This is a genomic window from Rhodanobacter denitrificans (assembly GCF_000230695.2).
Taxonomy (GTDB): domain Bacteria; phylum Pseudomonadota; class Gammaproteobacteria; order Xanthomonadales; family Rhodanobacteraceae; genus Rhodanobacter; species Rhodanobacter denitrificans.
Genome location: NC_020541.1, coordinates 4,119,679 through 4,139,902, shown reverse-complemented (window position 1 = coordinate 4,139,902; position 20,224 = coordinate 4,119,679). Strand labels below are relative to the sequence as shown.

The 20,224-nt window shown below is 66.5% G+C and carries 11 protein-coding genes and 1 pseudogene; 5 read left to right on the top strand and 7 right to left on the bottom strand.

Annotated features, from left to right (window positions below; translation table 11 throughout):
• Positions 1-112 precede the first annotated feature (112 nt).
• The 5 genes from R2APBS1_RS18855 to R2APBS1_RS18835 all read right to left on the bottom strand — a co-directional run bounded on the left by R2APBS1_RS18855 (position 113) and on the right by R2APBS1_RS18835 (position 6,325).
• Positions 113-1,729 carry an argonaute/piwi family protein gene (locus R2APBS1_RS18855; protein ID WP_196806984.1) on the bottom strand — a complete coding sequence of 539 codons (1,617 nt, stop codon included), beginning with the start codon at positions 1,727-1,729 and terminating at the stop codon, positions 113-115.
• Entirely contained in the window at positions 1,662-3,035 is a 1,374-nt protein-coding gene (locus R2APBS1_RS18850; protein WP_157769773.1) for a toll/interleukin-1 receptor domain-containing protein, read from the bottom strand. The genes R2APBS1_RS18855 and R2APBS1_RS18850 overlap by 68 nt, the downstream gene beginning before the upstream one ends.
• A 116-nt stretch (positions 3,036-3,151) precedes the next feature.
• The gene (locus R2APBS1_RS18845) at positions 3,152-4,450 is read right to left on the bottom strand and encodes a restriction endonuclease subunit S (protein WP_015449153.1); all 1,299 of its coding nucleotides are present in this window, start codon (positions 4,448-4,450) and stop codon (positions 3,152-3,154) included.
• Positions 4,440-6,050, bottom strand: a complete 1,611-nt coding sequence (locus R2APBS1_RS18840) for a class I SAM-dependent DNA methyltransferase (RefSeq protein WP_007514444.1) — start codon at positions 6,048-6,050, stop codon at positions 4,440-4,442. Before R2APBS1_RS18840 ends, R2APBS1_RS18845 begins: the two co-directional genes overlap by 11 nt.
• 50 nt (positions 6,051-6,100) lie before the next feature.
• Entirely contained in the window at positions 6,101-6,325 is a 225-nt protein-coding gene (locus tag R2APBS1_RS18835; protein ID WP_007514442.1) for a helix-turn-helix domain-containing protein, read from the bottom strand.
• 82 nt (positions 6,326-6,407) lie between these two features.
• Between R2APBS1_RS18835 and R2APBS1_RS18830 the strand changes: the two genes are divergently transcribed.
• From R2APBS1_RS18830 to R2APBS1_RS19920, 4 genes and pseudogenes are all read left to right on the top strand, one after another.
• Entirely contained in the window at positions 6,408-6,764 is a 357-nt protein-coding gene (locus tag R2APBS1_RS18830) for a hypothetical protein (RefSeq protein ID WP_007514440.1), read from the top strand.
• A complete protein-coding gene (locus R2APBS1_RS20670; RefSeq protein ID WP_015449152.1) occupies positions 6,761-7,042 on the top strand; it encodes a BPSL0761 family protein in 282 nt (93 codons plus the stop codon). Before R2APBS1_RS18830 ends, R2APBS1_RS20670 begins: the two co-directional genes overlap by 4 nt.
• Complete coding sequence (locus tag R2APBS1_RS18825) at positions 7,023-7,757, top strand: SseB family protein (RefSeq protein ID WP_015449151.1); 735 nt, start codon at positions 7,023-7,025, stop codon at positions 7,755-7,757. Before R2APBS1_RS20670 ends, R2APBS1_RS18825 begins: the two co-directional genes overlap by 20 nt.
• A gap of 337 nt (positions 7,758-8,094) precedes the next feature.
• Positions 8,095-8,202 (top strand): annotated as a pseudogene (locus tag R2APBS1_RS19920) (integron integrase); the annotation flags it as partial.
• 173 nt (positions 8,203-8,375) lie between these two features.
• Here R2APBS1_RS19920 and R2APBS1_RS18820 read toward each other — a convergent pair.
• A complete protein-coding gene (locus tag R2APBS1_RS18820) occupies positions 8,376-17,018 on the bottom strand; it encodes a glycoside hydrolase family 94 protein (RefSeq protein ID WP_041676827.1) in 8,643 nt (2,880 codons plus the stop codon).
• A 168-nt stretch (positions 17,019-17,186) separates the two neighbouring features.
• On the opposite strand from R2APBS1_RS18820, the gene R2APBS1_RS18815 reads away from it, so the two are divergent.
• Positions 17,187-17,669: a GNAT family N-acetyltransferase gene (locus R2APBS1_RS18815; protein ID WP_037115351.1), complete on the top strand. Its 483-nt coding sequence runs from the start codon at positions 17,187-17,189 to the stop codon at positions 17,667-17,669.
• Here R2APBS1_RS18815 and R2APBS1_RS18810 read toward each other — a convergent pair.
• Complete coding sequence (locus R2APBS1_RS18810; protein ID WP_015449148.1) at positions 17,662-20,136, bottom strand: sensor domain-containing protein; 2,475 nt, start codon at positions 20,134-20,136, stop codon at positions 17,662-17,664. The two genes, R2APBS1_RS18815 and R2APBS1_RS18810, sit on opposite strands and share 8 nt — an antisense overlap.
• Positions 20,137-20,224: the final 88 nt, after the last annotated feature.

The window sequence follows — 20,224 nt, the reverse complement described above, 5'->3', positions numbered from 1 at the left end:
TGACGGAGGTTCGCACCGAGCGATGCCGGGTACCGTCGACTTCACGGTAACGCTTGGATTGTAGGTCCGATACCTCGGAGCAGCCAACGCGTCCACGCGTAGGCGACACTACCTAGATGTAATGCTTGAAAGGCAACATCGGCTCTGAATGAAGTGGTGCGGCGGTAAGAATCTCACCGATAGCATTCGCGAACCGAAGCGTGACCGGAAGGCGGTCATTGAAAAGGCAACTATTGAAATTGATCTTGCTCAGCGCGAGCACATCGGCCATCACTGTTTGAATCGACGCATCGCCTCGACGTATGACGATATGCAGCGGGTTCGGCGTGTCCGGCCCCATGTAGGTGTCCAGACGTGGAACATAGCCGGAGGTCCAGAGGTAGCCCGCGCGTGCGCTGACGATGAGAGCGGTTCCCCGGATCACAGGATAGTTGCCGGGACGGAACAGCTTTAAGTCGTCCCAGGCATCTCCAATCTGGACGCCGACCGGATTCGTCGCGCCACTGCAGGCACTGTGAAACCCCTCCCACTCGGCATCGTCAAAGCGTGATTGCGCGTGTATGAAAAGCTCAGTCGGCTCACAATCGTGCTTGTTCTTGTACTCGGCAATGACCGTGGACGCCAGTCGGTAGGCCGCGTCCGCATCCAGGTGATACTGCCTTGTATCGGGGTTATACCAAGGGCCAAGTGCTCCACGGAAGACAACCCCCTCACCATCCGCAAGGAACATCTGAGCGGCACAGCATGCGTAGCGATGGTCCTCGTTTTGCGGCTGCTGCTTATAGACAAGTCCGACGTAGCACACACCCGGACGTACGCCAGCAAGTTGCCAAGGGCGTCCGCCAGACTTGTAGTAGGAACCAGTCGAGAGCTTCCAAGCAATTGTCGCGGGATCTTCCACGCGACGCTTCGGCTGATCAGTTCCAGCCTTGAGAAATCGCCCCGGCGCGAGCGTCGTTTCTCGAACGATCTGAGTCACGATCTTGTGATCGAGCAGGCGCGCTTTTAACTGGCGACGAAAGTTCTTCTCATACTGGTAGACCTCAGCATCCTTTTCGTCCTGTGCGAAAAGCGACGCTTGATAGGTCATCTTCGATGCCTGCTTCTCGCTCACGAGGATCTTTCCAGGCACTCGATCTGCCTTTGAGACCGCAGACTGAGGACGACCAAGCTCGTAGACGAACTCAGGAATAACCGCGTACCAGAACTGGGGCGGGTCTTCGAGCCGCTTGATCTCGGCAATGAGCCTATCAACGTAGGTATCGACTAATTCCTTGATAGCCTCGTGCCGGTTTCCGATATGTGCCTTGCGCCTTAGATCATCTTCGGACAGGTCGCGGATCGCGAAAGCTGGCGTTGCGGACCAATGTGAGAAAAACGTCTCAGCAAAGCCAGGAAACGGGACATGGTGAGGCATGCTCTCTTTGGACGTCTTTCCGCGCGTTGGAATAGGAATGTAGCCGGATACCTGAGATGCCCATTCTTGAAAGCACTCGAACGATTGCGGCGTTCCGATGAACCCATAGCGAATCGAACGAGGAGCCGCGCCAGCATCAACGGGACCAAACAGGTAGAGGCCATCTCGGGGATAAGTCACACGCTGCCCGAAGCGAAACTCAAGCTCCGGTTCCTCAATGTGCAATACGCTGAGTGCAGGACGCCTATTCCTCATCGCTTTCGCCCTCGTCTTCGTACCATTCGCCGTAGTCGATGTCGGGGTCATCTTCATCGGCATCCACATCGCCGGCTTCATGCACGCCGAACTTCGCAACCGGCAAAAAGGGCGGAAGCGAGGCGACGAGATTCTCAGTTGGCGACACTGGAAAGGCGATTTCGTTTGTACCGCCTGACACCCACCACAGATATGCAAGCAGCATGTCGCGCCAACGCGCGTTCCGCCAGCTCGCGGCGAATGATCGTCTCAGGCGATGAGCCTTTTTTGGGTCATCGATGATGTCCATACCGTTCGTGGAGAACAATAAGCGAGGGGAGAGGCGGATATGAGGCTTCGGGTAGTCGCGGGTCTGTGCGTTCAGACCGTAGTGCCAAAACACGTTTCGCTTCTCCGACTGGCCCATGATTTGGCGCGATCCCTTCATGTGCTTCCAGTTGAACGAAACTTTCGTCTTCGGGACGACGCGTATGTCAGCCCACCACGTGCGTCGGCCTTTCTGATTGGCGAGAGCCGACATGCCCAGCCGGTGCATGTGTAGATCGAAGGCTTGATTGCCGAGGTCAGAGAAGTGACGACTCGCGACGTATCGCTCGATCCCTTGCTCTGACCATCCTTCGGACCGGAACCTCGATAACGAAAGCTCCCCGACAACATGTGCCGGAACTCCGGGGCGTAATTCGCCGGCAGCATTTGGGGAGGCAAAGGTGAGGATTCCGTTCTTGAACGGAATGAGCGGGTAAGTCTCGATGTCGCGCATCTGGAATCGCTGGACATCGAAGCCGAAGGGTGGTTCGCAGTAGTACAGTGTCTCGGGAAACGACTTGATCCGGAGCCAATTCGAGACGAGATACTCTGTGCGTTGGATCAGCTTTGCAGCGCCATTCGTTTGATCGGTTAGCCACTCACTCAAGGTGTCGCCGTCATCAGTTCTCGAGATGGCTTTGTTTGCCAAAAGTAATTCGGAAAGCTCGACGAAGCCGTTAGCCCACCCATGAGAGAAGTCGATGTATTGAAGATGGGCGATGCGGAAAGGCGCATCGTAGGAAGCCAGCCGCAACGGGATGATGAACTCAGTATCGGAAATCGACTTACTAACAGCGGTTGCAATTTCGACCTCGTTACGAACGCCTTGCTTCTCCAAGCCATCTGGCGTGCAGACCAATAGCATCTTGAGTGCTCGGTTTCGGAGGGCATCTTCCAGTTTTCGAGACCAGTCCGACCCGCCATGCAGTGCGAACAGATCCGCCCAAACCTCATAGCCCAAAGCAGACAACTTGGCACCAAGCCAACGCACGAATGCATTGTCTTCCGGTGTTGCGTGCGAGATGAAAATAGCCGTTCGAGGTGAAGTTTTGTCCATGTCGTTCAGATGCGTCCTCATTCACAAAAGGATTCACAGGCTACGGCGTGAACTCTAGCGCCTCGTGTCGCCATGCCTCGCGGGGTTGATGCGCTGAAGCTGGCTGAGCTTGGGCTTCATGGTATGGCTTTCTCGATGACCTGTGCGTCGGGCAGGCGCAGCTTGCCGGAGATCAGGCGGGGGAGCAGGGTGTCGCGGAGTTGGGAAAGGCTATCGGCATGGCTAGACGCGGCGGCAATGCGCGCGCGCAGAGGCTCGATGATTTTCTCGAAAGCCTCTGCCACGCCATCGTCAGGCACGACTACCGAAAACTGCTTCAGGCTTCCCAAGTCGACACGTTGTCTGCCGCTGGTGCCAGTCATTGCCTGAATCGCGAACGCACGAAAGTTCGGCATGCGCGCCAACAGGTAACCCCAAAACGGAGGCAGTGGAGCCTTGGGCCGCATCACGATGAATTCCGTCGAACCCCAGCCAACTTCGTTGTCGGCCAGGAAATCCACGAACGCGGTCTTGCCGTTTTCCAGGCACGGTGTGATCTTCGCAAGCAAGGTATCACCATTGGTGAACTTGCTACCTGATCCCAATTCGCGCTGCGTGATTTCGGCTGGACGATGACCTTGGGTCGGTGCGTTGGCCATATCCAGATACGACGCCAAGCTGCCTTTGCGCAACACACGTTGTGGATTGAGTTCCATGCAATCGGAAAGACTGGCCGCGCGCCAACCCTGCGGGATTGGGCCGAGCGGGGAATCTTCGAAGGTGTCGGGGAACAGCGCGGCGGTGGCGACGTCCATGCCATCCGGCACGCGGCCTTCGGCTTTCGCATGCACCGGATCGAAGTCGACGAACCACGATTTGAACAGGGTTTGGGCGATGGCTTCGAGGGTGGCGTTGGTTTCTTCGAGCAGAGAGATTCGAGTGTCCAACGCCTTCAGTACTGATGCTGCGAGTTGTTGCCGCTCCATCGGCGGAATCGCAAGCACGACTTTTCGCAATTCGCTCTGTTTTATCCCCAGTACGGTCGTGCCGGAGGAACGTCCTTTCATCTGAGTCTGCATCGGCTCCGATTGAAGGGCATACAGCAGGAAGTTGTTATCCACCAACCCTCGCTTCCCACGCAGCGTCACGATTCGTTGCGCCAAGGCGACAGGCAATTGTCCGATTTGCGCGACTTCACCAAGTGGAGCTTCTGTCGTCAAAACAACATCACCGATTCGAGGTAGTCCCCGGGTCATCCAGTCATCGAAGTCAGCTGGCGAAATGAATTCAGTAGGCTCTTGGATGCGTCCGTTCTTTACGATCTTTGCAGTGATCAACGGGATGCCAGCGTCAACTTTGCGGGGGGTTTTTCCCCGGTAGTCGATAATCGCGTCCAGGCATTCCTCAAGAGGAAGCGTCTTCCATTCAGACGCCATAACCCAACGCCCCCAGCTTCTCCCGGATCAGCGCATCCAGCTCCACACCCTTCGCCATCTGCTCGGCGAGCTGCGCGGTTAGCCGCTCCATCTTCTCGCTGAACACCTCGTCGTCGTCCTCGATATCCTCCGCGCCCACGTAGCGGCCAGGGGTGAGCACGTAGCCGTGTTCGGCGATTTCGGCGAGGGGCACGCTGCGGCAGAAGCCGGGGACGTCGGCGTAGGCCAAACCCTCACCCCGGCCCTCTCTCCCACGGGAACTTCCTTCGGTCGCCGGGGGGAGAGGGGGAAAAGCCTGACGCCAGCGGTGCACGGTGTCGCCGATGCGGGCGATGTCTTCGTCGTCGAAGACGCGGAACACGCGGCCTTCCATGCGGCCGAGTTTGCGGGCGTCGATGAACAGCACTTCGCCGCGGCGGTCGCGGCCGTTCTTGGTCTTGTCTTTCGCCAGGAACCACAGGCAGGCGGGAATCTGGGTGTTGAAGAACAGTTGCGGCGGCAGCGCCACCATCACCTCGACCACGTCGCGTTCGACCATCGCCTGGCGGATCGCGCCTTCGCTGTTCTGGTTGGAGCTCATGCTGCCGTTGGCCAGCACCACGCCGGCCTGCCCGCGCGCGGACAGGTGGTGCAGGATGTGCTGCAGCCAGGCGTAGTTGGCGTTGCCGGCGGGCGGCGTGCCGAACTGCCAGCGGCGATCGTCGGCAAGGCGCTCGCCGCCCCAGTCGCTGATGTTGAACGGCGGGTTGGCCAGTACGTAGTCGGCGCGTAGGTCGGGGTGTTGGTCGCGGTGGAAGGTGTCGGCCGGCTCCTTGCCGAGGTTGAAATCCATGCCGCGGATGGCGAGGTTCATTGCCACCAGTCGCCAGGTGGTGGGGTTCGCTTCCTGGCCGTAGATGCTGAGGTCGCCGAAGCGGCCGCCGTGGCTCTCCACGAACTTCTCCGACTGCACGAACATGCCGCCGGAACCGCAGCACGGGTCATACACCTTGCCCTGGTGCGGGCCGAGGATTTCCACCAGCACCTCGACCACCGAGGCGGGCGTGTAGAACTGGCCGCCCTTCTTGCCTTCGGCGCTGGCGAACTGGCCGAGGAAGTATTCGTACACCTCGCCAAGCACGTCCTTGGCCTTGCCGCCCGCGCCGAAACCGATCGTGGAGACTAGGTCGACCAGCTCGCCGAGCTTGCCCGGTTCCAGCTGGGCGCGGCCGAAACGCTTGTCGAGGATGCCCTTCAGGCGCGGGTTGTCCGCCTCGATCGCGTCCAGTGCGGCGTCGATGCGGCGGCCGATGTTCGCCTGCTTGGCGTGCGCGCGAAGGTTTTCCCAGCGCGCCTGCTCGGGCACCCAGAACACGTTGGCGGCGGTGTAATAGTCGCGATCCTCTTCCGCGGCGGCGCGCATCACGGGATCTTCGAGGTACAACTCGGATTCCGGATCAGCCAGCGCCACGCGCAGTCCGCTGCGCAACTCGTCGAACGCATCGGAGATGTACTTCACGAAGATCAGCCCAAGCACCAAATGCTTGTACTCGGCCGCGTCCATGCTGGAGCGCAGCTTGTCGGCGGCGGCCCAGAGGGTCTTTCTCAACTCGATATTCAATGATGTTGTTCCCGGTAGTCCTGGGCCAATCGGTATGCCGGCGGCAGGGCTTAAAGCTTGGCTTGCGCCATCAACGCGGCGATCGGCATGTCCAGCCCCTCTGCCACCTTGGCGAGGGTGGCCAGCGTTACGTTCCGCTCGCCGCGCTCGATGGCGCTGTAGTAAGCGCGGTGCATACCGATGGCATCGGCGAATGTGTCCTGGCTGTATTCAAGGGCCTGTCGACGCTCACGCACGGCGGTACCCAATTTGGTCTGTAGCGTCACCTTGTCCATGCGGTGACCGTAAGCAGACGATACTTTTAGGACTACTCCTTTAGATGTAGTCTATATATAAGTATCGAAGGATGACACGACGATGCCGCTGCGATTGGTCGATGATGATCTGGATCTGTCTTTGGACATCGCGATGAGCTGGAGCTCCCGGGAGGCCCTGGGCATCCAGCTGGAGCGTTGTCTGAGCACGGGCACCAACGCGCCGTTCGAATCGCGGTTGATCACCAGTCTGGCGAGCATCCTGGACGACGATCTCCAGCCACCAACCCAGAGCCAGGTTTCGTATGCCCTCAGTATCGCGAAAGCGCTTGCCATATCACTCCCCGGGGAGGCGCTGAAGTACAAGGGAACCATGAAGCAGTTCCTCAGTCGCTACGCCCCGGTGTTCCGCGAGCACCGGTGGAAGTATTCGACGAGCGCACAAGTGCAACAGTCATGACGCTGCCGTATGAACGTTCGAGAGCAGTCATCGAAACGAGGGCGTTCTTGGCGCAGCTGCTCGGCAACCGTCGAGTTCCGGCCTCGGTACGCAGTGAAGCCAAGTGGCTTCTGCGGCACTACCCGTCAGCCAACGAGGTGTTCCAAGCGGGATGGCATGAGTTGGCCAGCCCAGCCTATGTTCTGGAGCCGATCTTCGACACCAGCGTCGACGGAAAGCCATCGGAACGTTGGCCCCCACCACGCCAAGTAGAACGGAATGACCCCAACGAAACTTGATGATCTCCTTGCTACGGCAAGGTCGACGCCGGCGGGGATGGATCCGTCAAAGGCTCAAGAGGCGGTGTTTCAAGCCCTCCTCGACGCCACCGTGTACGCGCATGTCCCATCGAAAAGACCGCCTGAAGGGCGTATGCGCTTCTTCCAGTTCATACGCCCGGACAATGGTCAAACGGTGCTTCCGTTCTTCAGTGACCGCACCCAGGCAGAGCAGCCTTTGCGCGATGGTGTTTCGATTGTGGCTATGTCGGGTCGGCGTCTGTTTGAACTTACACGCGGCGCCACCTTGATTCTCAATCCAAATATCGATGCAGTGGCACTGTATCCACCGGAAATTACGGCGATTCTTGAGGGCAGAGAGCTTGGCTACTTTGCGCAGCAGGAACCCATTGACAACGAAGCCTTGCTTGCACGTCTGCCTAGCGTCTCAACGAGCGAAGTTGACGAGGTACTACGTGAGTTGTTCGATCGGGAGGGGACTGTTAGGGCCGCCTATCTGGTGGAGGTGAACACCCAAGGCAACAAGCCGGAGGAATTCATTCTTCTTGGCGTAGTGGCGGGTTCGGCGGCCAAAGAGCGACTCCTCCAACTTGTGACGCTAGCCCTCAAAACTAAGTCGCCGCGAATGGATCTTCCCCTGAGCATTGCGTTCTTCGCACCGGATGAAGTGCTTCCTGATATCTGCCACAGGGGCATCCAGTTTTATGGAACATAAGCAAATATCAGGATGTGCATCGCACCCATTTGGCTAGCGCGCCTCCGTACAGCTCCGGGCCGCGGGGTAGTCCGTAACGCTGACACACCGTGATCCGCGACCAACCGCATCGCCTCATGCATGAACTCACTGCAAGACATCAGCGTTGTCGTCATAAACACCGCCAGCTTCTTCATCACGCCTAAAGTCGGTGTCTGTGAAGTTGGCAACACCACCTGTCCAGAATGTCGTGACAGGCGCCAATTTGGTGCTGTGGCAACACATCAAGAGGCATGTCGCATCGTACACAGCCAGATCTGATGGCGTCACGCTATGTTTCCCATCTATTTATGGCAGCCGCACGATCCAGGAACTGCTCGGCCACAAGGACGTCGCAACCACGCAGATCTACCTGCACGTTCTGAACCGCGGTGGACATGGGGTGTTGAGTCCGCTGGATCGATGAGCTGCCCGGTTACAAGGACGTAGCGGCCACGGCCGCTCTTGCGCATCCATGCACCCGCGGCATTGGCACATCCGTGTGCGGCAAGATCTGCACCCACGTTCTGAACCGCGGCGGCCACGGCGTGCCGAGTCCATGGGACCGCTGGGCGCAGGCATGCGCCGCCGCGGCCGGCTTCATGGGCGGCGCGGCCAGTTCAGCTCCACGCTGTGCTCCGCGCCGTCGTCGGCGAGCGGGATGCCGCCGTCGGGCTGCATCTCGCCGTCCAGCCACAGCGTGCTCGGCGTGCCGGCGTCGCTCTGGTGCAGGCGGATGCGGTAGAGCGTGTCGCGGTGGCGGTAGTCGACCGAGAAGCCTTCCCACTCCGGCGGCAGCACCGGCGCGAAGCGCAGCGTGCCGGCTTCCAGGCGCAGGCCCAGCAGCGATTCCACGATCAGCCGGTACATCCAGCCGGCGGAGCCGGTGTACCAGCTCCAGCCGCCGCGGCCAACGTGCGGGGCCACCGCGTAGACGTCGGCGCTGACCACGTAGGGTTCGACCTTGTAGACGTCCACGGAAGCCGCGTCGAGGCCGTGGTTGACCGGGTTGATCATGCGCAGCAGTTCCCACGCGCGCGCGCTGTCGCCGAGTTCGGCGAACGCCATCGTGGCCCAGATCGCGGCATGCGTGTACTGGCCGCCGTTCTCGCGCACGCCGGGCAGGTAGCCCTTGATGTAGCCGGGGTCGAGCGCGGATTGGTCGAACGGCGGCGCCAGCAGCTGCACCAGGCCGGCGTCGCGGCGCACCAGGCGGGCGTCCAGCGAGTCCATCGCCTGCCGCTGGCGCCCGGGCGCGCCGATGCCGGACAGCACCGACCAGCTCTGCGCGATCGAGTCGATGCGGCATTCGTCGTTGCTGGCGGAGCCGAGCGGCGTGCCGTCGTCGAAGTAGGCGCGGCGATACCAGGCGCCATCCCAACCGTGCTGTTCCAGCGCGGTGCGCAACCTGGCCACTTCGCCTTCGCAGTGTTGCGCGAACGGCTCGTCGTCGTGCAGCCGGGCCACCTCGGCGAAGCGCTGCAGCACCTCGCAGGAGAAGAAGCCCAGCCACACGCTTTCGCCGCGGCCGTGTTCGCCGACCCGGTTCATGCCGTCGTTCCAGTCACCGCCGCCGATCAGCGGCAGGCCGTGCGCGCCGCGCAGGGCAAAGCTGCGCTCGATGGCGCGCACGCCATGCTGGTACAGCGTCTCGCGCAGGGCCGAGGGCTGCGGCAGGTCGTAGTACGACTCCTCGCCCTCGTGCAGCGGACGGCCCTCTATGTAGCCGACGCATTCGTCCAGCACGCCGCGGTCGGCGCTGGCCAGCACGTAGCGCGCGATGGCCAGCGGCAGCCACAGGCAGTCGTCGGAACAGGTGGTGCGCACGCCGCGGTCCCGCGGCGGGTGCCACCAGTGCTGCACGTCGCCTTCGGCGAACTGGTGCGCGGCGCACAACAGCAGCTGCGCGCGCGACAGTTCCGGCGCGGCGTGCACGGTCGCCATCGAGTCCTGCAGCTGGTCGCGGAAGCCGAACGCGCCGCCGCTCTGGTAGTAGCCGCTGCGCGCCCACAGCCGGCAGGCGATGGTCTGGTACAGCAGCCAGCCGTTGGCGAGCACGTCGAGCGCGGGCTCCGGCGTGTGCACCTGCACCGCGCCGAGTACGCGCGCCCAGTGTGCGCGCACCTGGTCCAGTGCGTTGGCGGCGCTGCCGCTCCCGCGGAAGCGCTGCACCAGCGCACTGGCCTCGGCGGCGTCGCGACCCAGGCCGAGGCGGAAGATCAGCTGGCGCTGCTCGCCGTCGCCCAGGCTCACCATCGACTGCAGCGCCGCGCAGGGATCCATCCCGGCACCGAGCCGGCCGGACAGGTGTGCGCGGCCCAGCCCGGCTGGCGCGCGCAGGCTGCCGTTGCGGCCGAGGAATTCGCTGCGGTCGCCGCCGATGCCGCGCGCGGGGTCGTCCACGTCGAAGAACGCTACGCGGTTCGGGAACTCGCTGTTGTAGGCGTTGCGCGCGAACAGCGCGCCGCTGGCCGGGTCCGACTCGGTGACCACGTGCATCGCGGTCTTCGCGCGCAGGTCGCCGAGCAGCCATTCGACGTAGCCGGTGACGCTGAGCCGACGCGGCTGGCCGGAGTCGTTGCGCAGCTTCAGCACCGAGAACTTCACCGACGCGTCCAGCGCCACGTAGACCCACAGCTCGGAGTGGATGCCGTCCTCGTGGTGCTCGAACACGCTGTAGCCGAAGCCGTGGCGGGTGACGTAGCTGCCGCTGCCGCGGCACGGCAGTGGCGTGGGCGACCACAGCTGTCCGGTGTCCTCGTCGCGCAGGTACAGCGCCTCGCCGCTGCCGTCGCCGACCGGGTCGTCGTGCCACGGGCTGAGCCGGAATTCGTGTGCGTTCTCGCCCCAGCTGTAGGCGCTGCCGCTCTCGGAGATCACCGTGCCGAAGCGCGGGTTGGCCAGCACGTTCGCCCACGGCGCCGGCGTGCTGTCGCCGGCGGCCAGGGTGATCACGTACTCGCGGCCGTCGTGGCTGAAGCCGCCGTGCGGGTTGGCCAGCTGCAGCGCCGGCGCCGCGCCGGCGCCGCCGGCGAGCGTGGCGCTGGCGATGCGCCGGGGCCGGCTCGGCTCGAAGCGCGGCGCGTGGGTCTCCACCTGGCGCCGGCCGATCTGTTCGGCCAGGCTGCCGCGGCCGTCGCCCAGGATGATCCGCGCGCTGGCCAGCATCACCAGCCGGTCCTCGCCGGACAGCTGCTGCCCGGAGCGCACGAAGATGCCGCCGGGGCGGTCGAGCAGGCTGGCCCCGCTGCCGGAGGCGATCAGGCCCATGATCAGGTCGTGCAGCTCCTGCCGGTAGCCGATGCGGTCCTCGTTCCAGATCACCAGGTCCACCGCCAGTCCCTTCTGCCGCCAGTACGCGTGCGCCTGCACCAGCTGCCGCACCAGCTCGATCCGTGCCGGGCTGGCGATCTGCAGCAGCACGATCGGCAGGTCGCCGGACACCGACTGCCCCCACAGCCCGCTCTGCCCGCGCCGGTTGCCGCGCAGCACCGCCGGCTCGGCGCGCAGGCCGGCGTTCGGGTACAGGATGCCGGTGGCCATGTGTTCGTACAGCTGCGCGTCGGCGAGGCTGGCGTTGAGCTGGCGCAGCAGCACCTGGCTGTGCGTCCAGGCCAGGTCGAACACGCGGTCGGCGAGGTGGCGGTCGCGGTACTTGCCGATCAGCTGCAGGCAGCCGTCGCGTTGCGCGGCGTAGCCGGTGACGAAGTCGATGGTGGCCGATTGCTCCGGCTCCAGCGTGAGGCGGCAGCGGATCGCCACGATCGGGTCGAGCACCGGGCCGGCGCTGTCGGACAGCCTCGCCTGCTCGCGGTCGAGCGCCTGCGGCTCGGCCGTGCTGCGGCCGCGGCCGATGAAGCGGGCGCGGTCGGTCTCGTAGGAGATCGCGTCGATGTCGGCGTCGTGTACCGCCAGCAGGTGGAACAGCCACGGCACCTGCTCGCCGGCCGAGCGCGGCCGCCGCGTGCACACGATCGCCTGCAGCGAGGGCACCAGCTCGGTCTGCACGAACAGCTTGCTGAAGGCCGGGTGCGCCGCGTCGGCGGCCGGCGGCGCCAGCACCACCTCGGCGTAGCTGGTCAGCTCGATCGTGCGCCGCGTGCGGCTGCGGTTGGTGATGCGCGTGCGGCGCAGCTCGATGTCGTCTTCCGGCGACACCACGATCTCGGTGTGCGCGTCGAACTCGCGTTCGCGCACGCGGAACTCGGCACGTGCGTCGGAGAAGATCGCCTCGAACTGTTCGGTCTTCCTCCGCGTGGGCTGGTAGGCGGTGGACCAGTACTCGCCGCTGGCCACGTCGCGCAGGTAGCAGAACATGCCCCAGGCGTCGCAGGTGATGTCCTCGTGCCAGCGCGTCAGCGCCAGTTCGCCACGCCGGCTGTAGCCGCCGCCGGCGCTGCTCAGCATCACGTGGTAATGGCCGTTGGAGAGCAACTGCACGGCCGGGCGCGGGCGGTCGGGGTCGGCGAACACGCGCAGCCGCGCCTCGGCCGGTCGCGATGCGCCGTCCGATTCGGGGAAGCCGGAGGCGTGCAGGTATTCCGCCGCGGTCTTCGGCACGCGTTCCTGCAGCAGCAGGCTGGTGGCCTGGAATTGCGGGTCGGATTCGAAGCGCCGCTGCATCGGCCGGCCCAGCAGCGCGTGGCCCAGCGCCAGCAGGCTCATGCCCTGGTGGTGCGCCATGAACTGCCGCACCAGCGCCGAGTCCTGGCCCAGCGGCAGCCGCGCCGGGGTGTAGTCGATCGCCTCGTACAGGCCGTAGCGGCCGCGTGCGCCGGCCTCGGCCAGCCGCTGCAGGTTCTTGGTGGCCGCGGCCGGCACCACCATCAGCGCCAGTGCGCTGGCATACGGCGCCACCACCACGTCGTCGCCCAGCCCGCGCTTCAGGCCCAGCCCGGGCACGCCGAATGCGCGGTACTGGTAGGTGAAGTGCGCGTCCAGCATGTTGTAGCCAGATTCGGACACGCCCCATGGCACGCCGAGCTGGTTGCCGTATTCGACCTGCCGCGCCACCGCGGCGCGGCAGGTCTGGTCGAGCAAGGTGCCTTCGTAACTCGGCATCACCAGCATCGGCATCAGGTACTCGAACATCGAGCCAGTCCACGACAGCAGTACCGGCTCGCCGCCGACGGTGGTGAGCAGGCGGCCCAGTGCGAACCAGTTGTCCTGCGGCAGCTGGCCCTGCGCGATGCCGACGAAGCTGGCCAGCCGCGCCTCCGACGCCAGCAGGTCGTAGTAGCCGGCGTCGAGCCGGCGCTGGTCGACGTTGTAGCCGATCGCCAGCAGGTCGCGCGCGCCGTCGTACAGGAAGCGGTAGTCCACCAGCGCCAGCTCGCCGGCCTGCTGCGCCAGCTGCTCGATCGCGGCGAGGCGCGCGCGCGCGCGTTCGCGCACGCCTTCGGCGTCGGCCGCGGCGGGCCAGGCCAGCGGTTCGATCCGCGCCAGCTGGCGCAGCGTGGGGATGCCCTCGAAGCTGGTCTCGTCGTCCGCCGGCGGGTCGAGGCCGAACGCGGCGGCCTCGTCGCACAGCTCGTCGCACTGCGCGAGCAGCGCGTCGAGCCAGAACTGCGCCTCGCTGCCGGGTTCGGTGTCCAGTCGCGGCAGCAGCGCCTGCGCGTGGCCGCGCAGCTGGCGCAGCAGCGCGCTGGCCGCGCCGGTGCTTGCCGGCGGCGCGGCCGCGCCCTCCTGCAGATGCCGGTCGAGCGGGTCCAGCGTGTGCGCGAGGTCGGGATCCAGGGTGTCGCGCAGCAGCGCCAGCGTGTCGTGAAGGCCGTGCAGCAGGTCGGGGCGGAACACCGGCTGGTCGGCCAGTTCCTCCAGCCCGGGGCGCAGGGTCAGCAGGTGGCCGGCAAGGTTGCCGCTGTCCACCGCCGAGACGTACAGCGGCGCCAGCGGCTGCAGGCTCTGCGTGTCGTACCAGTTGTAGAAGTGGCCGCGGTGGCGCGGCAGCCCCTGCATGGTGGCCAGGGTCAGCCGGGTGCGTTCGAGCAGGCGGCCGGTGCCGAGGAAGCCGAAGTCGTGCGCGGCCAGGTTCGCCAGCAGCGCCAGGCCGATGTTGGTCGGCGAGGTGCGGTGGGCGACTGTCGGGTCGGGCCGCTCCTGCAGGTTGTCCGGCGGCAGCCAGTGCCCGGTGGCGCCGACGTGGACGTCGAAGAACGCCCAGGTCTGCCGCGCCAGCGTGCGCAGGAAGCGCTGCTGCGCCGCGTTCGGCGCGAACGCGACCGGCGTGCGCGGCTGGCTGATCCACCACGCGAGGGCAGGCGAGCCCAGCCACAGCAGCAGCAGCGGCGTCGCCAGCCACAGCGCCAGCGGGCGTTCGAGCGCCAGCGCCACGCCCAGCGCCAGCGCCAGCACCGGGCCGATCCACATCAGCCGCCACAGCACGGCCGGCGCATGGCCGCCGTGCCGTTCGACCTCGCCGGAGGGCTGCCACTGCAGCAGGTGGCGCTGGCTGACGGTCACCCGCCACAGCGTGCACACGATCGCGTCGAGGTGGTACAGCGCCTCGTGCGGCAGCCATGCCAGCCCCAGCGCCATCCGCGCGAAGTGCTGCAGGCTGGCGCGGAAGGCGGCGCGCAGGTGCTGGTCGAGCTGTACCTCGCGCGGCTTCTGCACCAGTTCCAACAGCGCCGCCAGCAGCGGCGGCAGCAGCACCATCGACAGCACCGCCACGGTCCACGAGAGCACCGGCGACATCAGCAGCCAGCCGCTCACCAGCAGCGCCAGCAGCGCCGGCGGCACCAGGCTGCGGCGCAGGTTGTCGAGGATCTTCCAGCGCGACAGCGCGGTCAGCGCGTTGCGGCGCCAACCGGCGTGCGCGGTCGGCGCCCACGGCAGCAGCCACGGCAGCAGCTGCCAGTCGCCGCGGATCCAGCGGTGGCGGCGCTTCACGTCGGCGCCGTAGCGGGCCGGGTAGGTCTCGAACAGCTGCACGTCGCTGAGCAGGCCCGAGCGCGCGTGGCAGCCTTCGACCAGGTCGTGGCTGAGGATGCGGTTGTCCGGGAAGCGCCCGTCCAGCGTGCGCTCGAACGGGTCGATCGCGTAGATGCCCTTGCCGACGAACGAGCCTTCGCCGAACACGTCCTGGTAGACGTCCGAGACCATCCGCGTGTACGGGTCGATGCCGGCGTCGCTGCCGTACAGCTGGGCGTAGTGCGAGCGCGCGGTGCTCGGCAGGCTGATCCCCACGCGCGGCTGCAGGATCGCGTAGCCGCTGACCACGCGCCGCCGTTCGGGGTCGTACACGGCGCGGTTGAGCGGGTGGTCGATGGTGCCGACGAAGGCCTGCGCCGCGTCGCGCGGCAGCTCGGTGTCGGTGTCCAGGGTGATCACGTACTGCACCGGTCCGAGCGCGGCGACATCGCCCACCACCCGCATGAAGCGATCGTGCGCGTTGCCGCGCAGCAGCGCGTTGAGGTCGGCCAGCTTGCCGCGCTTGCGCTCGTGGCCCATCCAGCACTGCTCGCCCGGATTCCAGCGGCGCGGTCGATGGAACAGGAAGAAGCGGTCGGCCTTGGCGCTGGCGTAGCGGTCGTTGAGCGCCTCGATGCGCCGCTGTGCCCGCCGCAACAGCGCCTCGTCGCCGGGCAGGCTCTCGTGGTCCGCGTCGGTGAAGTCGGTAAGCAGGGCGAAATGCAGGTGCTCGTCGCGGTTGCCGAGGAAGCGCACCTCCAGCGCTTCGGCCAGTTCGTCGACGTCCTGCGCGCTGGCGATCAGGCTGGGGATCGCCACCAGCGTGCGCGCGGCGGCCGGAATGCCGTGCGAGTAATCCATGCGCGGCAGCTGCCGCGGCGCGATCGACAGCGTGGCGATCCAGTTGAGCAGGCTCAGTCCCAGCTGGCTGGCCAAGATCGCGGCGGGAACCGCCAGCGCAACCAGCGCCCAGCTCGGCCAGCGATCGTGCGCGGCGGCGGTGACCAGCGGCTGCGCGAAGGCGAACGTGACTAGCGCCAGCAGGCCCAGGTAGATCGGCAGCGGCGCGCGGTCGAAGCCGCGGCGCAGCGTTTCGCGCAGCGGCGGGCGGATGCCCAGTTGCCGTTCCAGCTGCAGCCGACCGCGGTCGATCAGGTAGTAGCCGACGTGCTGCGGCAGCGGCACGCTGCTGTCGGTGGGGGCCGCGGCCTGGCTCAGCGCGATCGCCGCCTCGGCCACCTGCAGCTCGGTCAGCCGGTGCCGCCGCGCCATCGCCTCGACCACGTGGCGGTAGCGGTCGCGGGTGGCGAAATCCATCGCCGCGTAGACGCCGGCCGGGTCCTCGCGCAGGCATTGCTCGACCAGGCTGCAGCGCTCGACGAAGTCGCGCCAGTCGATCGCCGACAGCGTGCGCAGGCTGCCGATGCTGTTGCTGATCGAGACCTGGTTGGCGGCCTGCTGCTGCGCCTCGAGCTGCACCAGGCGCTCGATGCTCTGCCCCGACGCGGCCAGGCGCTGTTCGATCCAGCTCAGCGGCAGCGCCAGCGCCGGGCTCTGGCCCTGCAGCCGGCGCGCCATCTCGGCCACGAACGGGCCGTTCATCGGCGGGTCCGAGCGCGCCATGTCGGCCACCACCAGCACCACCGAGTTCGGCTCGCGCCCGGCGATGGCGGTCATCGCGTCGGCCCAGCGCGCGGCCTTGCCGCGGTCGCGCCAGTCGGCCATCACCCGCGCGGCGACCCGGCGCAGGTTCTCGATCAGCGCCAGTCGCAGCATGATCGGGATCGCCCACAGTTCGCCCAGCTTCAGCGGGCTCACTTCCTGGTAGGCGTCGACGAAGTGCTGCAGGATGTGCGTGTCGACCCGCCCGTCGCCGTGCGAGATGATCTCCAGCGCGATGTCGTACACCCGCGGCAGCCCGGCCGACGGCCCGCTGGCCAGCCGCGGCAATTCGCGGCTGTAGCCCTTCGGCAGGTGCCGGCGGGCGATCCGCACCTGCTCCTCGACCAGGTAGAAGTTGTCCAGCAGCCACTCGGCGGCCGGGGTGATCCGCCGCCGCTTGCGGGTGGCGTCGGTCAGCCGTTCGCAGGTGTGGGTCAGCACCGCCTCGTTGTCGTCCAGCCGCGCCAGCAGCGAATCCATGCTGGTGCGGGCGCTGAGCCGATGCAGCCCGGCCAGTGCGCGGCCGTGGCGTTCCATCTGTTCGGCGCTGAACAGTTCCGCGCGCAGCGCCGGCTCCTGCTCCGGCCGGGTGCGCGCCGCTGCGCGCCGCCGGCGGAACGCTTGCAGGCGGCGCAGCTTGAGCAGGTCGAGCAGGTTGCCAATGTTCAAGACGATTTCCTTGGGCCTCGCGGGATCGGCCACGAGGCGTCCATGCGGGCGGAGCGCCGACGGGAACCCGTGCGAGGGCTGCGACCGCCGGCTCGGCCCGACCTTACGCGGCGGCATGTGAAGATGGCGCGCGCTACGATGGGCGCCCGCCGCTACCGGAGCCACGCCGTGCCATTGCAGATCCGCGCCGCCACTCTCGCCGACGTTTCCGACCTGGCCGCCTGGAATGCGGCGATGGCTTGGGAAACCGAGCACAAGCGGCTCGATCCGGCGACGCTGGAGCGCGGCGTGCGCGGCGTGTTCGAGCAGCCGCGGCGCGGCTTCTACCTGGTGGCCGAGCATGACGGCGCGGCGGTCGGCTGCCTGCTGGTCACCTACGAATGGAGCGACTGGCGCGGCGGCGATTTCTGGTGGATCCAGAGCGTCTATGTGGTGCCCGCCGCGCGCCGCGCCGGTGCGTTCCGCGCGTTGTACGCCGATGTGGCGCAACGCGCCGCGGCGGCCGGCGCGGTCGGCCTGCGCCTGTACGTGGAAACCGAAAACCGGCGCGCGCAGGCGACCTACGAAGGGCTTGGCATGCAGCGTTGCCACTACTTCATGTACGAGGCGCTGCCGGCGGCGCCGGCCGCGCAGGAGCGGACGCTCAGGTAGGTTCGGCCAGCCGCTGCTCGAATGCCGCCGCCGGCATCGCGGCGCCGTACAGGAAACCCTGCAGCTGCGAGCAGCCGGCGTGGCGCAGGAAGGCGCCCTGCTCGTACGTTTCCACGCCTTCGGCGATTACGTCCTTGTTGAGGCTGCGCGCCATCGCGATGATCGCGCTGGTGATGGTGGCGGTGTCGCGGTCGCTGGTGATGTCGCGTACGAACACGCGGTCGATCTTCAGTGCGTCGATCGGGAAATGCTTCAGGTAGGACAGGCTGCAGTAGCCGGTGCCGAAGTCGTCCAGCGACAGCCGCACGCCGCGTCGCTTGATCCGCTGCAGCAGCCCGGTGGTGGCGTCGCCGCCGGACATCACCATGCGCTCGGTCAGTTCCAGTTCGAGCAGGCCGGTCGCGAGGCCGCTCTCCTCCAGCACCTCGTCCAGCCAGTTGTAGAACTCGGCATGCTGGAACTGCAGCGGCGACACGTTCACCGAGACCGGAATGGCGTGGCCGAGGTCCTGCCACCGCCGCGCCTGCCGGCAGGCGCGGCGCAGCGCCCAGGCGCCGATCGGCAGGATCAGCCCGGTGTCCTCGGCGACCGGGATGAACTGGTCCGGCGCGTACGCCTCGTGCCCGTCCGCCTGCCAGCGCAGCAACGCCTCGGCGCCGACGATGCGGCCGCTGTGTGCGTCCACCTTGGGCTGGTAGTGCAGCTCCAGTTCGTGCCGCGGCTGCGCCTGGCGCAGCGCGGCCTCGATCCGCCGCCGCGCCTGCGCGCGTTCGTTCATCGACGCGGTGAAGAAGCGGTAGCCGTGCAGGCCCTGCGCCTTCACCGCGACCAGCGCGGTCTCCGCGTGCTGCAGCAGGCCGTCCGGCTCGACCGCATCGTCCGGGTACACGCTGATGCCGATGCTGAGCCGCAGGCCGAGTTCGGGCAGGCCGTCGACGCGGGTCTGCTCGCCGTGGTTGATCAGCCGCTGGCACAGGCTGGCCGCCTCGCCCGCGCTTTCCAGGTGCGGCAGCACCGCCACGAACTCGTCGCCGCCGTAGCGGCTCAGCAGGTCGTCGCCGGACAGGCAGTGCTGCAGCTGGGCGGCGAACGCGCGCAGCACCCGGTCGCCGGCGGCGTGGCCGTGCAGTTGGTTGACCTGCTTGAAGTTGTCGATGTCGACGTAGAGCAGCGCGGCGCGCTGCTGGCGCCGGTTCGCGGTGGCGATCGCCTGGCCGATGTGCTCGTGCAGCTGGCTGCGGTTGGGTAGGCCGGTCAGCGTGTCGTGCTGGGTCAGGTGGATCATCTTCAGCGCCAGCGCGCGGGTCTCGCTGACGTCGTGGAACACCAGCACGCCGCCGATCACGTTGCCGGCGTGGTCGTGGATCGGCGCGGAGGAATCCTCCACCGGCGTGTCGAAGCCGTGGCGGTGGCGCAGCAGGGTGCGGCCGGCCAGGTCGACGATGCTGTTGTGGCCGATCGCCGCGCGCAGCGGGTTGGCCACGGCGTCGCCGCTGCGTGCGTCGAACAGCTGGAAGATCTCCTCGATCGGCCGGCCCGCCGCCTCGATGCCGGTCCAGCCGGTCATCGCCTCGGCAATCGGGTTGAGCGAGGTGATGCGCAGCTGCGGGTCGGTGGTGATCACCGCGTCGCCGATCGAGCGCAGGGTCACCTCGGCCAGCTCGCGCTCGCGGTGCAGCGCATCCTCGAACGCCTTGCGCTGGCTGATGTTCTGCACCTGCGAGACGAAGTACAGCGGCGCGCCCTGCTCGTCGCGCACCAGCGACACGCTGAGCTGGATGTGCACCACGCGACCGTCCTTGTGGAAGTTGCGCTTCTCCAGCTGATAGGACTCGCGCTGGCCGGCCAGCAGCTGCGCCATCAGTTCCGCGTCGGCCGCCAGGTCGTCCGGATGGGTGACCGCGGCGATGTCCAGCTGCAGCAGCTCCTCCTCGCGGTAGCCGAGCATCTGGCAGACCGCCGCATTGACGCGCACGAACCGGCCGTCCGGGCGGGTCAGCGCCATGCCGATCGCGGCGTGCTGGAACGCGGCGAAGAAGCGCTGCTCGCTCTCGTGCAGCTTGAGCTCCAGCGTGCGCCGTTCGGTGATGTCGACCAGCGCGGTGAAGATGCCGCGGACGCGGCCGTCGGCGTCGAAGTCGGGCTGGAAGTTGCCGTGCGCGTAGCGCGGCCGGTGGCCGTCGTGCAGCTCGCCCTCGTAGCTGGCCATCTGCCCGGCGTAGGCGCGCGCCAGCGCCGCCTCGGCCAGCGCGTGGTTGCGCCGGCCGACCACGTCGACCAGGCGCTGGCCGAGCAGCTGCTGCGGGTCGAGGCCGAGCCAGCGGCGATGGGTGTCGTTGACGAAGCGGAAGCGCTGCTCGAGGTCGAGGTAGGCGAGCAGCGCGGGCGTGCCGTGCGCCACCCGTGCCGGCCAGTCGGATGCATCCGGAAGCGAAGGCGATACCTCGGCAGGCTTGTGCGGCCGCATGGTCATTCCGTCAGCATGGCGCCCCCTGTCGGCGCCGCTTCATCATGCGCCGAGTTTTCGTCGCTGCCCAGCGGGCCGGGCGAACCAC

What these genes read in the sequence shown, in the direction of transcription:
- R2APBS1_RS18850 (WP_157769773.1), bottom strand. Translation starts at nt 3,035, where the DNA reads ATGGACAAAACTTCACCTCGAACGGCTATTTTCATCTCGCACGCAACA.
- R2APBS1_RS18845 (WP_015449153.1), bottom strand. Translation starts at nt 4,450, where the DNA reads ATGGCGTCTGAATGGAAGACGCTTCCTCTTGAGGAATGCCTGGACGCG.
- R2APBS1_RS20670 (WP_015449152.1), top strand. Translation starts at nt 6,761, where the DNA reads ATGACGCTGCCGTATGAACGTTCGAGAGCAGTCATCGAAACGAGGGCG.
- R2APBS1_RS18855 (WP_196806984.1), bottom strand. Translation starts at nt 1,729, where the DNA reads ATGAAGATGACCCCGACATCGACTACGGCGAATGGTACGAAGACGAGG.
- R2APBS1_RS18830 (WP_007514440.1), top strand. Translation starts at nt 6,408, where the DNA reads ATGCCGCTGCGATTGGTCGATGATGATCTGGATCTGTCTTTGGACATC.
- R2APBS1_RS18810 (WP_015449148.1), bottom strand. Translation starts at nt 20,136, where the DNA reads ATGCGGCCGCACAAGCCTGCCGAGGTATCGCCTTCGCTTCCGGATGCA.
- R2APBS1_RS18835 (WP_007514442.1), bottom strand. Translation starts at nt 6,325, where the DNA reads ATGGACAAGGTGACGCTACAGACCAAATTGGGTACCGCCGTGCGTGAG.
- R2APBS1_RS18825 (WP_015449151.1), top strand. Translation starts at nt 7,023, where the DNA reads ATGACCCCAACGAAACTTGATGATCTCCTTGCTACGGCAAGGTCGACG.